This window comes from Bacteroides sp. B1-V-101, from assembly GCF_023656585.1.
In the GTDB taxonomy this organism is placed as follows: Bacteria; Bacteroidota; Bacteroidia; order Bacteroidales; family Bacteroidaceae; genus Bacteroides; species Bacteroides thetaiotaomicron.
The window spans coordinates 72,294-88,172 of the sequence record NZ_JAMOKH010000015.1 but is presented as its reverse complement, the minus strand read 5'-3'; the positions used below and the strand labels follow the sequence as shown (position 1 = coordinate 88,172).

Sequence of the window (15,879 nt, the reverse complement as noted above, 5' to 3'; positions counted from 1 at the left end):
CTATTGAGGCTACAGATTACTTAGGTTCTATTGCCCACCATTGGTATACATAATTCAATGTTTTAGCCAAGGGGGTTAATGTATACTTTAGACCAATCAACTTGGTCTCTATTTCACGATAAATGGATACAGGTATAGTAGCATAAGGTGTGAAACCGGGAAAATTGAAAAGAACTTCGCTTATTTTTCCTGTTTCAGAATCGGTACAAGTAATTATTGTAAGTTTCGATCCTTTCATCTTTCCTTTATAGTCAGCAAGAGCATTATTAACGATCACTTTGAAAATGGAATCATTATAAGCCTCATTCTTATCTTTAACATATAAGGGACTATAGTTTTCCGGCGTCACATAAAATGGAGTATTAGTACCTTTTTTCATTTGGTTTACGTATGTCCATTTATTGTTCTTATTATATAATGTAACATTTCTTCCTCCACTTACATCGCATTGATAAGTATATCCCTGTTCGTTAAAAGTTTTAGTTACTGCATAATAATTTGTTTGAGCAAGAGCCAATAAAATATTATACAATAGGCTGATTAATATAAATATCTTTTTCATATCTTTTTTACTTTGTGTTATATAGCATAACTACATTTGTGGATGTTAAATAATAGCCTATCGTTATTTGTCTATGGCCATTCGGGAGAAACATCAATCCAATAAAGAATATAATTTAGTTTTTTACCTTCTGTTGTGAGCTTAAAACTCAACTCCAGAGTCTTCTATCTTCCGGCTCATAAAAATAGACACTATTTTACCTCATGCCTCCAGCCTAAAAATATGTAATTATATTTAGCGCCTTCCTTTGTGGGTGTAAACCAGATGTTTTTTTTCAGTTCTGCCTCTATATTGTGATATACAGAAACAGGGATTGTGGCATAAGGACCAAAAGATACAAATTGATATTCTACTTCTGCAATTTTACCATCATCTGGATTGATATATAAAATAATCGTAAACGCTTTACCCTTAATCCTCTGTTTTTCTATACTCGAGAAAGTATTATTAATGATGGAAAAACATTTAGGTTTAGTCCATGTTTCTCTTTCAATATGTTCTTCATTTTCTTCGGCTATAGTTATCGTTTTACCTGTGCTCTTATTGATTTGATCTGCATAAGTAAACTTATTTTCCTTGTTGTAAAGTCTTACGAATTTGGCTTTATCAATTACATCACATTGATAAGTGTAACCTTCTTCATGAAATGTTTTAGTCTTGTCATAATTTGAAACTTGAGCAGAGATTTCTATTATTATAGACACAAGCCCAATAAATATAATCATCCTTTTCATACTAGCAATTTTTAGTAATTTCTCTTAGATTTGCAAAATTAGATTGAATATCCCGATTGCTGTCATATTTATAATCTTTGTATTCAATAGTTCTTTTAAAAGCCTCAACAATGTTAAATTCAACGAATGAATTAACAAGCTCTTGGTCCATTCCTTCATGCAAATAACCTTTGTCATCTAGATAATCATTCAGGGTCATTACTGCAAGATGACGCCTGCTTTTTTTAACTTCAACAGCTTGTCGCCACTCACAGACATCATATTCCAAAGAGCCCTTTAAATAAAGGTATTGTGCATAATGTGCTTCTATGTCAAGATTCATTCTCGCATAAACAAATGATGTATAATTCTTTTCATTTTGGTATTGATAGGCATGTAGCATTTCATGAAATAGTTCATTGCTATCCATATTCCTGTTTAATTTGAGCGTTCGAGTACTGGGGTCATATATTGCTTCCTTTTCTTCCACAAATCGGAAGGATATAAAATTTCCATTTAGTGCAGCACTGTTGCATAATTTTTTATACAAATCTCCTCCCATACAATCATCAGTCAATTTATCTAACATATCCTCTAATTTCTTCCATTCTTCGTCAGACATATTATGATTTGTGAATAATTTCTTAGCTTTGGGGGCTATTGATTGTGGTTGATAACCTCCTCCACCACCTCCACCTGTGTTTTCATTGGGATCCCATTGTCCGCCAGTATTACCATCTTCTTCATAAGTGGGTACTTCGATACATACTTCCACTGTTTCCCACTTTCCCACTTTGCGGCATTCAGCACCGAAACTAAGACCGTATTCCGGATCCTGATAGGTAAATCCATTGCATTCATTATGTTCCACATAGACCGATTCTGTGTGGCATACTGGTTTTAATACTATACCACGTGTATCTATTGTATCTTGCATGCTTGAACCTTCTTCTGTCCCCTGGCTTATTGTAGCTACAATTTTTCCATCTTTGTATTGCCAACCATTAACCAGGGCACCTTCTGGTTCATAGAAGTAAACGCTACCACTAAGATCGGGAGCCCGGTACAGGTAACTATTGTCTTCAAAATGTTTTGCTTTCATAAGATAGTCATAAGTACCTACGATATGCATCACAAAATTGATGATTTCCCCTGTTTCCAGATTCTTGATGATCACCATTCGGGAGATGTTTCGTATCTTTCCGCGCTCTTTTTCCTTATATTTTTCCATAGTTTCACGATCCATTAAAACTGCACCTCCTCTTGTCAATAGAGGGACTTCCACTACTTCAAACTTTCCTTTTCGATTTTCGTAGCCTTTCTTCCAATGCAGCTTAGTCATTAACTCGAAATGGGTAACAACAGAACGGGTAGTAACTACAGGTGTCTGACGAGCCTCGTACCAACTCCGTGCTACATCTATACTCAGCTCACGGTTTTTACCTTTAATAACTTTCCCTGTCGTTTCCTGTGAGTCCAGATCTGTTTCGTCCTGTAAGCAGGAATACAGCATCAGACCAAAAGCAAGAAGTCCGACAAAGTAACAAACAGGTCGTTTGATTTTTTTTGTTTTCATCTTTTTATATTGTTATATAGAAATAGATAATTTGAATTAAGAGGTTATTCCAATATTGAATAGCCTCTTATTATAAAAGCGGCTCTCAAAATTACTATCGAGACTACAGATTACTTAGGTTCTATTGGCCACCATTGGTATACATAGTTCAATGTTTTAGCCAAGGGGGTTAATGTATACTTTAGACCAATCAACTTGATCTCTATTTCACGATAAATGGATACAGGTATAGTGGCATAAGGTGTGAAATCGGCAAAATTGAAAAGAACTTCGCTTATTCTTCCTGTTTCAGAGTCAGTACAAGTAATTATGATCAGTTCGAATCCTTTCATCTTTCCTTTATAGTCAGCAAAAGCATTATTAACGATCACTTTGAAAATGGAATCATTATAAGCCTCATTCTTATCTTTAACATATAAGGGACTATAGTTTTCCGGTGTTACATAAAATGGAGTATTAGTACCTTTTTTCATTTGGTCTATGTATGTCCATTTATTGTTCTTATTATACAAATTTATATCCCCACTTTCAGTATCTACATCGCATTGATAGATGTATCCCTGCTCGTTAAAAGTTTTAGTAGTTGTATAATAATTTGTTTGAGCAAGAGCCAATGAAACATTATACAATAGGCTGATTAATATAAATATCTTTTTCATATCTTTTTTACTTTGTATTATATAGCATAACTACATTTGTGGATGTTAATTAATAGCCTACCCCTTATGTGCATGATATATCAGGATATTTTCTTGGAAAAATAAATGCTTTCCCAAGAAAATAGTTTTAGGTTATGTTTTTTGAATTTTAGTTATACTTTGAATCCTTTGCATTAATCTAGATTTAATAGATCGTATGATACATAGCGTTCGAAAAATAATATGTCTTTAATGTCAGACGTGTTACGATTAAAAGTTGCTTTATCTTCTGCTCTCATTATCTTCTCAAATTTTTCAATTGCTTTTATCGGTATCGTAATTGATGAATTATGAAAGACTGTTATCCACTTAATTTTTCCAGAGGTCAATTCATAAAGGTATGAGATAGCCAAGAAAGAATTTTCAGAAGTTATATTCTCTTTAATTTCTGATTTGAGATATTTCTTCACATACTCCTTGTCATTGACTATCGTTTTTATAGGCCATACCTTATATTCTTTTACTGCTACATCAGGGGATGCTACTTTTTCAAAAGATATTTCTGCTCTATATATAAACTTTCTTTTGTCTCCTTTCCTTATTTCATAAGTTTCTGTTTCTCCTTTTTCTTGATAGACGACTTTTTCTTTTGTCTGACTTAAAGCATTCAATGAGAATGTAATTAAGATTAAAATGAAATAAAATGTTTTCATATTCTTTACTATTTATTCGTTTATTTACAATTATTATGCGCAATAGTGAGTGCATTTGATATGGCTACAGGAGTATACCCTATATTTTCATCATATAAATATTTTTTCTCTACATTGTAGGCATGGTTAACTTGCCCATAAAACTTGGCAAATTTCAAAAAATCTTCTTGCCTTATTATTGTTGGCAATGTTGTACAATTATTAGTTATATCCTTTAACCATTCTTTATATTCATTGGTTGTATCGTATTCTTCTTTGCAGTCTGCTCCGCTATAGACCCAACCTTCTTGTTTTTGTGCTAATGTATCATAATCATGCCAGTTTCCTTTTAGATTATTAACGAAGAAGATTATGTCTGCATAAAGATTTCGTTCAAACTCCATGAATCCTTTTTCTTCTTCTTTATAATAACCTCTAAATTTGTGTTGGAAGAAATGAAACATTTCATGGGTAAATGAAGAATATTGTATAGGGTCATTACCATAAAAAACAAGATTGCTGCTTCCTGGTTGATACCCGGCCGTTGCTCCTTCTCCTCCTACATTATTATTTCTTGATACTGTATTAAAGCAATGATTATTATTTATTAGATATGTATAAACAGCATAATCACCGCAGTTATCGGGTATACGATTCACAATATCTGAAAGTTCGTTAAGTTCTGTTTCATTTAGGTTTTTATTTTCGCGTATAATTCTTTTCAAGTCATCATCCAAAGGAGGTTCCTCATTTGGCTTCGGTGGTATATATCCTCCATTTGTATTTTCATTAGGATTCCATTCCCCACCAATATTACCATCTTCTTCATAAGTGGGTACTTCGATACATACTTCCACTGTTTCCCATGTTCCCACCTTGCGGCATTCAGCACCGAAACTAAGACCGTATTCCGGATCCTGATAGATAAATCCATTGCATTCATTATGTTCCACATAGACCGATTCTGTGTGGCATACTGGTTTTAATACTATACCACGTGTATCTATTGTATCTTGCATGCTTGAACCTTCTTCTGTCCCCTGGCTTATTGTAGCTACAATTTTTCCATCTTCGTATTGCCAACCATTAACCAGGGCACCTTCCGGTTCATAGAAGTAAATGCTACCACTAAGATCGGGAGCCCGGTACAGGTAACTATTGTCTTCAAAATGTTTTGCTTTCATAAGATAGTCATAAGTACCTACGATATGCATCACAAAATTGATGATTTCCCCTGTTTCCAGATTCTTGATGATCACCATTCGGGAGATGTTTCGTATCTTTCCGCGCTCTTTTTCCTTATATTTTTCCATAGTTTCACGATCCATTAAAACTGCACCTCCTCTTGTCAATAGAGGGACTTCCACTACTTCAAACTTTCCTTTTCGATTTTCGTACCCTTTCTTCCAATGCAGCTTAGTCATTAACTCGAAATGGGTAACAACAGAACGGGTAGTAACTACAGGTGTCTGATGAGCCTCGTACCAACTCCGTGCTACATCTATACTCAGCTCACGGTTTTTACCTTTAATAACTTTTCCTGTCGTTTCCTGTGAGTCCAGATCTGTTTCGTCCTGTAAGCAGGAATACAGCATCAGACCAAAGGCAAGTAGTCCGACAAGGTAACAAACAGGTCGTTTGATTTTTTTTGTTTTCATCTTTTTATATTGTTAAATGGAAATAGATAATTTGAATTAAGAGGTTATTCCAATATTGAATAGCCTCTTATTATAAAAGCGGCTCTCAAAATTACTATCGAGACTACAGATTACTTAGGTTCTATTGGCCACCATTGGTATACATAGTTCAATGTTTTAGCCAAGGAGGTTAATGTATACTTTAGACCAATCAATTTGGTCTCTATTTCACGATAAACTGATACGGGTACTGTAGCATAAGGAGTAAAATTGGGAAAATCAAAGATAACTTCACTAATTCTTCCTGTTTCAGAGTCAGTACAAGTAATAATGATCAGTTCGAATCCTTTCATCTTTCCTTTATAATTAGCAAAAGCATTATTAACAATTACTTTGAAAATGGAATCATTATAAGCCTTACTCTTGTCATTAACATATAACGGGCTGAAGTTTTCTGGTGTTACATAAAATGGAGTATTAGAACCTTTTTTCATTTGGTCTACGTATGTCCATTTATTGTTCTTATTATATAATGTAACGCCTCTTCCTTTAACTACGTCACATTGATAAGTATATCCTTGCTCGTTAAAAGTTTTAGTTACTGCATAATAATTAGTGGTTTGCGCTAAAGCAAACACTATGTTAAATAAAAAGCTAGTGAATGTTAATATTTTCTTCATAATATTTATCTGTATTATTTATATAGATTTTGTAAATTCTTAAAATTATCAGTTCCTTTCCTACTCTCAAGCCATGGATAATTTGAATTATCATAACCTACTCTTCGGTAGCCATCAATAATTTTCGATTTTATTATATCCTGTAAGTCTCCTTCAGTCATACCTGGCTGTAAATTGCCATATGCATCAATATATCTCATCAAATCACGTGTTGCATTCCATCTAGAGTCATTCTTGCTTTTTTCATACCACCAAGTCCTTTCGCTTTCCCCCAAATTATTTATATATATTTGCTGAATGAGATGTGCTTCGAATTCTCGATTCAACTGCGTTGCATTCCATGTTTCTTGCTCTGTATATGATTGGAGAGCATGAACCATCTCATGCAAAAGAGCACTGCTAGTTATATCCATTCTCATTTTAATACCTCCTAAACCAGGATCGAAATTACTATTCATGTTGTCACTAACAAATTGAATAATCAAAGTTTTTCCTTTAAGTGCTTCTTGTAATTTGTGATATAAAGCTTCACCAATCTTGGTCTTAGTCATTTTATCAAGTAGATTCTCAATTGTTTTCCAGCTATTATCTGTCATATTGGAATTACGAAATATCGCTTTTGCTTTAGGAGCCACTGGTTGATAACCTCCTCCAACGCCACCACCACTATCTACTTCTGGAGGAAACCATGTATGGGCATTTCCATTTTCATCATGGTATATGTTGTTGCATACTAATTTGGTTTCATATTTTGTTCGAGTACGGCACTCGATACCGAAGCCGATTCCGTATTCAGGATCTTCATAAATAAATGGTGTACATTCATCATATTCAACAAAGACACTTTCATAATGACATTCTGAACTTTCGCTACGTGTATCCGCAGTAGCTTGCATTTTTAGCCCTTCTTCTGTCCCCTGGCTAATCGTTGCTACGATTTTTCCATTTTCATATTGCCAACCATTAACTAAGCCACCTTCCGGTTCATAGAAGTAAACACTGCCACTTAGATCAGGAGCACGATACAAGTAACTATTATCTTCAAAGTGTTTAGCTTTCATAAGATAGTCATAAGTACCTACGATATGCATCACAAAATTGATGATTTCCCCTGTTTCCAGATTCTTGATGATCACCATTCGGGAGATGTTTCGTATCTTTCCGCGCTCTTTTTCCTTATATTTTTCCATAGTTTCACGATCCATTAAAACTGCACCTCCTCTTGTCAATAGAGGGACTTCCACTACTTCAAACTTTCCTTTTCGATTTTCGTAGCCTTTCTTCCAATGCAGCTTAGTCATTAACTCGAAATGGGTAACAACAGAGCGGGTAGTAACTACAGGTGTCTGACGAGCTTCGTACCAACTCCGTGCTACATCTATACTCAGCTCACGGTTTTTACCTTTAATAATTTTTCCTGTCGTTTCCTGTGAGTCCAGATCTGTTTCGTCCTGTAAGCAGGAATACAGCATCAGACCAAAGGCAAGAAGTCCGACAAAGTAACAAACAGGTCGTTTGATTTTTTTTGTTTTCATGTTCTTAGATTCTAGTGAATAATTATTGTAGCTGATCTTCGAAAATCCTTCGTAATTCTCTATGCATTTCATAGGTTTCAAAACCGTATACTTTTACTTTTTCAGTAAGCACTTCATTGGCAAGTCGGTTTGCTTCAGAGATACGCTTTTGCTGATAGTACATGAGAGCTAACTTGTATCGTGCTTTCTGTCGGGAGGGTACCATAAAGTGAGCTGCCCAATAAGCTGTTTCAGCCTCTTTTATTTTGTCTGTACGTTGTAGAGCGTCGCCTTTAAGAATATAGGTATGTGTGCTTGGATATAATTGTTCCCAATAAGTGATCTTGTCCAGTAAGATGCTGTCTCTCTGTGATTTGTAAAGAGTATGACAATAGTATGGCCAGAATATTGTTTCATTCTTCATTGCTGTTTCCAGCTGTGAAAGGCTCGTTATAATTTCTTCCGGTGATTGGCCGGAAGTACGATGGGATATTTGATATAACTCCCGGTGGCATTGAAACATTTTTATTAGTAGAGCTCCCTGTCCTGCTATGGCAAGGAAAATGACTGCTTTCAGAAATATATATTTGTGAGGAAGTTGTTTAATTACACATTCTCTTTGTCTGTTGGACATTTCTGCCAGTGCTATAGTCATAACAGCCAGAATCGGGAAAGTCTGATCGGGATAAGAAAATAATCCCCAGACAAGTCCGGCTATGTATATCGCCTGGGCGGATAAAGATTGTATCTCGCTTTTCTTATACGAGAAAATGCAATATAATATTCCAATATAAAGTAGCAATCCTGCAACTCCATATTCTACTGTCCAGCGTAAAGGTTCGTTGTAGACATAGTGGTTATTATCTGCTAACTGTTTTTCATATATGTTTCCTTCTTTTTTCAGATATTCACTTTGAAAATGCATATAGTTGGCAGTAAAACCATGAGGACCAAACCCGGTAAAAGGCTTCTCTTTTATCATTTGTGTGGTAATTTTCCAGATCAGTATTCTTCCATCAGCTGAGGCCGGTTTGAACTGATATAGCAAGCAGGAAAGTAGCGAAATTGTAATCAAGGTTAGTATACACCATCGGAAAGAGATTGAAAAGCGACAATAAATGGAATAGCTGATGATAGCCAATACTGCTATCCAGGCAGAACGACAGTGAGTAAGCCACAATATGGGCAGAGCTACAATACATGTAAGAAAACTTACTAAATAAGTATATTTATGGATGGTATCTGACTTGAAATGAGATAATACCACAATAGGAGCACTCAGTAACAAGCATAATATTCCGGCATAAATCGTAGGGTTTCCATAAGGACCTGTTATATCAAAATGAGGATGATGGGAGGGAAGTATATGCAGTATTTGCATATAACCGATCATTGACAGAACTAAAATAGTTATGAGAATGATAGTATATAAGAGAGTGCCATTTAATCCTCCTGTCTGACGTATGCTCCAATATAGTATGATCAGAGCAAAACGGGCTAATCCGAGAAGGTTAGAGTTAGGAGGATAAAAGTATATGCTCCCTACCGCTATTAGAATGACTAACAAGTCTATAATAGTTAGTCGTTGAATGAATGGCTTAGTGGGATAGAAAGCTGCAATACCTATTACTGTCGCCAGGAACGTACAGGTAAACAAGAATGATTGATGAGGAACATCAGGTATTTCTTTGATCGGATGGAATAGCAAGCCTAATAAAAGGAATCCGATAAGTAAGGATACTATATTTTTTCTGGTTACTGCCATCTTTGTTTTTAGGCTTAATTTTCATCATATTATATCAAATACTTCCTAACAATGGAATTGGTGTCAATAAAGCGAAAAGAGGAGACTATGTAAACCTCCTCTTTTCTTTAGAAGTTCCTAAAAACCTTGGCTCCTACCTTAAAACCTATTTATCTAACTTGGTTATTTTCACCCAGTCAATTTCCATGATGGCAGGTAAGTTGGCATCATCGATAGGACCTGCCCATGAGCCCGGTCTGTCTCCTCCTAATCCCATGTTCAGGATGAGATAGAATGAAGAATCTTTTGTGAACGGCCATTGCTTCATTTCTGCTTCATTCTCCAGTTTCAGGTTTGAATAAGAGAAAGTCTCCTGTCCATTGACGAAGAAAGTCAGTTTGTCTTCGCTCCATTCTAAAGCGTAGATGTTCCAGTCCTGATAATTGCAAGTTACTTGTGCGGTGTTGGACGGATCTTTGATGTTCAAATCATACGTGTAGTGAGTATGTATCGTATGATGGATCGCGGATTCCTGTTTCACATGTTCCATGATATCGATTTCTCCGCAATTCGGCCATCCGTCATAGATATATTTCTTCGGCATCATCCAGATAGCGGGGAATGCACCGTTGGGGTAACTGGTGATTTTGGCTTTTACTTCTACCCGTCCGAAGGTGAAGTCAAACTTGCCTTGTGTCTCGATACCTCCGGCTTTGTATTCGTTGCCTATTTTTTCAGCTTTGAGTATCAGTCTGCCGTCTTTTACGTAAGCCTGGTCATAGCTTTCGGACATTTCGTCGTTCCAGTCGGAACCTGCTTTCTGGCAGAGTACCCATTTGGTCGGGTCCGGATTGCCGTCCACGTCAAACTCGTCCATGAAGAGAACGTCCTTCATGGTGTCGTCAAACTTGGTCAGTACGATAGTATAGGTCGTTGTTTGATTGTCTTCGGTGGTGACGGTTACTGTCTGTTCTTTTTTCCAGTTGTGTACAAATGTTGCCGGGTCCGGTGAGATGGTGGCTCCGTCGCTCATTAGCGTATAGTCTACGCCGGTGATGGTATTGGCATCCTCGATCGTACCGATTTCCACTCTGTGGGTTGTCTGGTCTATCTTCCCATGATAATAGGAAGTCGTATTCGCTGACACATTATTTACTGCTACGGCAAAAGCGGTGAGCGGATATTTCTTTTCCGGAGTGATGTAATTGGTCTCATCATCCGAACAGGCAGCAGTGGAAAATCCGATGATTGCCATGTTCAGTATAAGTAATATTTTTCTTTTCATCATACTCTTTTCTTTTTATTGATTTTTGAGTTTGTTAGAAGCGATTGCCTGATTGGGGGAGTTCAGGCAATCACTATCTTTAGAGAATTAGTCTCCCCATACTAGTGGAGCGATGTATTCCCATTTAGTCAGTGTGGCACTGCCGCCGGAAATTGTCATCGAGAAATTACCACCATCTTTGGTATCCGAGAATGGTACTTTGTAAGTATCACTTGTACCGTTAGCGTCTATCACACCGTCGCTGGTTGCTTTTCCTATGACTGTACCGTTGAGAATCCATTCCGAGTAAATCCATGATTGAGTTGGATCATTGGCATCTATAGCTTCGCGTATCTCGAATGATAATACGTTTGGCTTGCTGGTATCTACATCACGGCCGCTGTTCTCATTGTATACGTCACCGTTCCACGGTCTTGTACTTAATTGAGTCCGTTTGCTCAGAATATGGAAGCGAAGTTCTACGTCTCCTCCGTCAAATGCTTTTCCGCTCCAAGAGAAGAAAGTAGTCAGACTGGCGTCGCCAAGCGGTTCCCAATAGAAGCTGTAATGACCCGGCATTAAACCACCCGGTCCGTAGTAAGCACCGCTGATGGATCTGTTTACTTCAGTAACCACAGGTCTTTGTGGATTCGCTTGTTTAATCTTGATTGTCTTCATAAGCGGAGTAGCGCCTTCGGCAGCTTTGGTGCTCAGTACAATAATTCCGGTACGGACAGAAGAGCCTTCGTGTGCGTCTACGTTAATCACGATGTCGGCAGAACCGTCGAATGAAGTCTTTTCGAAGTGATACCAGGTATCATCCGCTTCGTTTTCTTTGGATACTTCCCATTCTGCATTCGATTCTACATGGATGGTGAGTTGCTGAGCCTGTTCATACATAGCAAACCACTTACCGTTTTCCGGTGTATCTGGTGTCAGCAACACACCGTCTTGTATACATTGTACTTCTCTGGCTATTTTCCCGTGCCGGTCATAGATGGTTACAATACCGGTACGTTGTTCGCCTGTATTCGGTGAAGCGGTGACAGTAATTTCTCCGTTCATTTCGCCCGATGCTCCGGATTGGATGGAGAGCCAAACATCACCGTCTGTTACTTTAGCAGTCCATTTCTGATTGCTGAGTACGCTGAATGTTTCGCTGTTTCCTTCCTGGTCGATCATATCCACGCCTTCTACATTCAGGTAAGCAGTACCTTTCTGGGTCAGAACGAATCTTTTTCCGGTCCAGTAGTCACTTTTAATGTTGAGTGTGTCTATACGGTCGTCCAATTCAGTGTTTTCTTTGCAGGTAACAGTTACGGTGTAGGTCTCACCTGCCTCACCCGTACTGGGTGAGATGGTGTACCAATCATATTTTCCGAATACTTCCCACGGGTCAGTTGACTTGACCTGGAAGGAGACTGGTTCCGGATTTTTCGCTTCAACCAGATAGGAGTCTTCTACTCTATAGCGCAGGTCTACCCATTTCTCTGCTTCACTGTCATCGCAGCCCTGCAATAAAGAGAATGCAGGTAGCAATGTGGCAAGAGAAATGCCTGTAATTATTGATTTTCTGATATTTAATCTCATACTCTTGAATTTTAGGGTTCGGTTATTATTCTACTGGTTCCCATGTGATAGACTTCACGGTGAAATTGGAAGCTTTATTTGTGGTATGCATCCTGAAGTATACAGGTGCTCCCGGTTCGGTTGCATAAGGATCGGTTATGTTATTATCTAATACGGCAACCTCAACACCATCAATAATCAGTTTAAGAACTAATGCGTTCGAACCTTCTTCTTTGTTGACAACAAGGAATTCAATCTTCTTCACTACATTCGTTTGTTCCGATGTCCAGGTAAATGTTTTCTGAGTCCAGTTTAAGCCTGAACCTCCACAAGTGAAGTTACTTTCTTTATTTGCGTAGAAATGCAAATGGAAGTTTGTATTTCCTGAGTTGGGCCACATATTAAACTCAATCCAATCTTCTCCGGTTAAATTGATAGATTCGAAATCGAATGCGAGACGTCCTTTTTTGAATAAATAGTTGGTGACTATTCCACTGCCATAGAGTGTCATGTAACCGGTTTCCTCATCCACAACATAGTTATCTGCTCCTCCTTCTTTCCAGAAAGCAGTACCTTGACTGATGTCGAACGTAATGCCGTCAAATCCGTCGATGACTTCTTTGGTCTTCATAATGATGTGGCCGACACGGTTTACCATCAGATTATTAGTCGTTGTTGTCGTTACTTTCAACTCTGTTTCACTCAGTGCCTCAGCTTTCAGCCAACTCTGATATTCCTTAGGAACTTCAACTTTCCATTCTTTGTTTGCGCGAATCAGTACAGTCTTTTCCATACCACTGCCTGTTCCGGGCATGCTGATTGTTGTACTTTCGGGATCTTCTTCCAGTTCAATGATCACTCCATTCTGAGTAATGGTAAAGGTGTATTCTTCAAACTCTGTTTTTACAGTCAGCGTGCCTGCTCTCTTGGCACCTGCATTGGCGGGCAGTGTCACAGTTACGGTTTCTGCTATGGCATCTTCATTACCTGTACCGGATGTTTTGTCGATATTGGAAAGGAAAGCGGTGGAAGGAATGATTTCCCAAGCTTTGTTGGAAGCAATGGTAAAGGTGATGCTGCCGCCTTCTGTCGGTACCAGTTCATCGTAAGGAACCACCACCAAGTCTTCTTTCGAAGCCTGCTCGATAGTAACTACCTTGGTGCCTTCAACGCCTTCTGCCTTGATAGTCAGTTTGGCTGTACGTGCTTTCTTTCCTGTATTGTTTTCCATTGTCACCACAATCTCCGACACCAGTGAACTGGCTGCACTCATCGAAGGAGTCGGCTTACACCACTGCTGGTCGCTTTCGATCGTCCAGGGAGTGTTGGAGCTGATGTTGAACACTACATTGCTTGGAGAAGTTGCCAAAGCAGTGTAAGACTCCAGAGCATCTATCTGGATATTGAGAGGGCCTTCCGGCTGTGAGTCGATGTCGAACTCCTGGCATGCTACAAAACTGAATGTGCACAGTGCAAGAATCAGTTGCATTAACGTGTTGCTATATAACTTTTTCATATATCTTTTAAATATTAGATTAGACAATTAATTACCATCCTGTGTTTTGAGGATTTAAGTTTGTATTCTTGTATAGTTCGCTTTGAGGGATCGGATACAGATACATACAATCTCTCCAGTTACGGGTTTCGTAAAGGTTCTTGTAGAAGTTGAACGTGCCGTCCGCCTGCTTCTCGATCTTTACTCCGTATAGTTCCCGCTGGGTAGTATCGGCAATCTTCCATCTCCGTACATCCCAGAAACGATGATCTTCGAAAGCAAACTCTACACGCCATTCATTGTACAGGCGTTCAAGGAAATCTTCTTTTCCCATGGAAGGAATCAACGGCATATCGGCATTCTTTCTCACTTCATTGATAGCCCACAGAGCAGAATACTTATAAGTCTCATCTGTGTAATTGACATCATTGAAAGCGTTGACCATAGATTCCGCATACGTTAGCAATGTTTCCGCATAGCGGTAAATCACCCAATGATGCTTGCTGACAGCTTCTTTACCCGGTTCGAAGCTGGTAGCTTCCTGAATGTATTTGCGCAGGAAGTATCCTGTCGGTGAACCGCCTTGTGATACGATTCCGTCGTCGGCGCCACCTTTAAAGGTTTCAATGGTGTAGTCTTTAAACGACATTCCATTAGCAAGAATAGCGCGGTAGAAACGTTTGTCACGATTCTCATAAGGTGATTGCGGGTCAAATGCAGGGTCTTCGCAAACCCATCCTGTGTTTTCTAGGGTTACTTTGTAACCGTTGACTGTCTCGAATGCGTCCACAAGGTTTTGTGATGGGTAGTTGCTGTATGGGATAAGACTGGAAGTGCGTGCTCCCGCAATCATGCGAAGCGGGAAGTTAAACATTTCGAAGTTCGAATCATCACCATTGATCCTCATCAGTACAACTTCTTTTGAGTCGAGGTTGTTGGCACTCTCCTGGGGGTCGAGAGAGTAAAGCCCTGTGTTGATAATATCTATTGCTGCTTTGGCAGACTTTTTCCACAATTCGGTATCCATAGAAGGATTGTGTAGCTTACTGGCAGCATATAGCAGTGCTTTTGACTTTACTGCCATGGCAAAGCCTTTGGTCACTCTGCCGATTTCTGCTCCCGGTTCGTTTATATAGCTGTCCGGCAAGTTATTGGCAGCGTCGTCGCATTCACTGACAATGAAGCTGATTACTTCGCTGAATGGTGTCTTGCCGATTGTATTGGCTTCCTCCTCAGTCAGTACTTCCAATGGCATGGCGATGTCACCGTAGCGGCGTGCCAGTTCAAAGAAGTAGTGTGCCCGCAGCACTCTGGCTTCGTAAGGGAAATATTTTAGCTGCTTCATCCAGTTTGTATATTGTCCGTCGTGCTCATAGCGTGTGAAGTCCACTTGGGCAATCTCTGCTATAAAACTGTTGGCGGCACGTATACCACGATACAGGGTCCATGAATCGTCATAAGTTTTAATAGGCGACCAGTTACCGTTATTGGTATTCTGGATATTATCTGCATAGGCTCCGAATTCGCCGTCATCACTGGCGCAGTCGCGCATGGAATACATATCTTCGGTGAAGAGTCCACCGGAGGTCGCAAACAGTTGGTAGCCTTGCGGCATGTATGAGTATACATGGGTAAGCATTGATTTGCTTGTACCGAAATACTTGTACATGTCTTCTTTTGTCTTCAGGTTGTTCGTTTCATCAAAGTCAAGGTAGTTGCACGAAGCAAAGACCAACGAAGACAAAATGGTTAAGAGTATGTATTTGGTTCTCATAATGTTCATTTGTTACTTTGC

General features: G+C 38.7%; 13 protein-coding genes. All 13 read right to left on the bottom strand.

What is annotated here, in order from left to right:
* Positions 1-16: 16 nt before the first annotated feature.
* Complete coding sequence (locus tag NBH01_RS13435) at positions 17-562, bottom strand: DUF5043 domain-containing protein (protein WP_070103012.1); 546 nt, start codon at positions 560-562, stop codon at positions 17-19.
* Between the two features lie 191 nt (positions 563-753).
* On the bottom strand, positions 754-1,296 hold the full coding sequence (locus tag NBH01_RS13430) for a DUF5043 domain-containing protein (RefSeq protein ID WP_250700150.1): 543 nt from the start codon (positions 1,294-1,296) through the stop codon (positions 754-756).
* 1 nt (position 1,297) lies between these two features.
* A complete protein-coding gene (locus tag NBH01_RS13425; protein ID WP_250700149.1) occupies positions 1,298-2,851 on the bottom strand; it encodes a hypothetical protein in 1,554 nt (517 codons plus the stop codon).
* Between the two features lie 110 nt (positions 2,852-2,961).
* Positions 2,962-3,510, bottom strand: coding sequence for a DUF5043 domain-containing protein (locus NBH01_RS13420; RefSeq protein WP_250700148.1), 549 nt, complete (start codon positions 3,508-3,510; stop codon positions 2,962-2,964).
* Positions 3,511-3,683: 173 nt separating this feature from the next.
* Complete coding sequence (locus NBH01_RS13415) at positions 3,684-4,202, bottom strand: hypothetical protein (protein WP_055222173.1); 519 nt, start codon at positions 4,200-4,202, stop codon at positions 3,684-3,686.
* 20 nt (positions 4,203-4,222) lie between these two features.
* The gene (locus tag NBH01_RS13410) at positions 4,223-5,839 is read right to left on the bottom strand and encodes a hypothetical protein (RefSeq protein ID WP_250700147.1); all 1,617 of its coding nucleotides are present in this window, start codon (positions 5,837-5,839) and stop codon (positions 4,223-4,225) included.
* A 110-nt stretch (positions 5,840-5,949) separates the two neighbouring features.
* The gene (locus NBH01_RS13405; RefSeq protein ID WP_250700146.1) at positions 5,950-6,498 is read right to left on the bottom strand and encodes a DUF5043 domain-containing protein; all 549 of its coding nucleotides are present in this window, start codon (positions 6,496-6,498) and stop codon (positions 5,950-5,952) included.
* Between the two features lie 14 nt (positions 6,499-6,512).
* Positions 6,513-8,033, bottom strand: coding sequence for a hypothetical protein (locus NBH01_RS13400; RefSeq protein WP_250700145.1), 1,521 nt, complete (start codon positions 8,031-8,033; stop codon positions 6,513-6,515).
* A 22-nt stretch (positions 8,034-8,055) separates the two neighbouring features.
* Positions 8,056-9,777, bottom strand: a complete 1,722-nt coding sequence (locus tag NBH01_RS13395; RefSeq protein WP_234141297.1) for an O-antigen ligase family protein — start codon at positions 9,775-9,777, stop codon at positions 8,056-8,058.
* Positions 9,778-9,922: 145 nt separating this feature from the next.
* The gene (locus NBH01_RS13390; protein WP_234141295.1) at positions 9,923-11,044 is read right to left on the bottom strand and encodes a DUF4971 domain-containing protein; all 1,122 of its coding nucleotides are present in this window, start codon (positions 11,042-11,044) and stop codon (positions 9,923-9,925) included.
* An 84-nt stretch (positions 11,045-11,128) separates the two neighbouring features.
* Positions 11,129-12,610 carry a BACON domain-containing protein gene (locus NBH01_RS13385; protein ID WP_055221564.1) on the bottom strand — a complete coding sequence of 494 codons (1,482 nt, stop codon included), beginning with the start codon at positions 12,608-12,610 and terminating at the stop codon, positions 11,129-11,131.
* Between the two features lie 25 nt (positions 12,611-12,635).
* Positions 12,636-14,105, bottom strand: a complete 1,470-nt coding sequence (locus NBH01_RS13380; protein ID WP_029425074.1) for a BACON domain-containing protein — start codon at positions 14,103-14,105, stop codon at positions 12,636-12,638.
* Positions 14,106-14,136: 31 nt separating this feature from the next.
* Positions 14,137-15,858, bottom strand: a complete 1,722-nt coding sequence (locus tag NBH01_RS13375; protein ID WP_062695880.1) for a RagB/SusD family nutrient uptake outer membrane protein — start codon at positions 15,856-15,858, stop codon at positions 14,137-14,139.
* Between the last annotated feature and the right edge of the window lie 21 nt (positions 15,859-15,879).